Source organism: Burkholderia sp. RF7-non_BP4, assembly GCF_001521935.1.
GTDB classification, from domain to species: domain Bacteria; phylum Pseudomonadota; class Gammaproteobacteria; order Burkholderiales; family Burkholderiaceae; genus Burkholderia; species Burkholderia diffusa.
On sequence record NZ_LOTA01000050.1, the window covers coordinates 1 to 695 of the forward strand.

The window sequence follows — 695 nt, forward strand, 5'->3', positions numbered from 1 at the left end:
CCTATGGCTTCTATTCAACAAAGTCTTCAGAACATCAATCGGTATCAGCGGCACGCTACGCTGCCGATGCTGCGTCAGCAGGTGTCGAAGCTCGATCCACAGAGTATCGGTGGCGTGGTGCATTTTGCCACCGAGGCGATGAAGAACATGGTGCAGCGCGAGATGAAGCGCGCCGGTTCGAGGAGCAGTGTTCCGGCGGATGCTGAGCCGCGCGGCGCCTTCGACAACGAGCCCGAACTGCTGGTGCCAACGCACGGCGGGGAGGCGGACGGCGAAACCCTGCGAACGGCGATGAGCCTGTTGTCGCAAAAGCACGCGCCGCAGGACTTGGAGGCGCATGCACGCCGCTGGAATGCCGCAAATCTGGCCGCGTATGGCGAGGCGGCGCAAGCGAGTACGCATCAGCAGGACGAGGCGGATGAGGAGCAGGCGGAGCGACTGAATGACGCGGCTAAAGCGACCGGCCAGGGGCTGCACGGCGAAGCCGCGGTGACGATGTGGATGGCCGAGCTGGGTAATGTAAAGGCGGAAAATACCCAGAGCGCGACAACGCAGAGTGCGCAGTTGGGCATCGAGATGGATCAGGCGACGCAGAAGGCATCCGAGGCGGTCAATAAGGAATTCCAGAAGATTGCGGATGACCTGAAGACAAATGAAGAAAAAATTCAGTTCTGGAAATGGGCGGATGAAGTTCT

The 695-nt window shown here is 60.0% G+C and carries 1 protein-coding gene; it reads left to right on the top strand.

Translation table 11 applies throughout. The annotated features are described in order from the left end of the window. Positions 1 to 66: 66 nt before the first annotated feature. On the top strand, positions 67 to 695 hold a 629-nt coding region (locus tag WS49_RS18265), incomplete at its 3' end, for a hypothetical protein (RefSeq protein WP_156437110.1).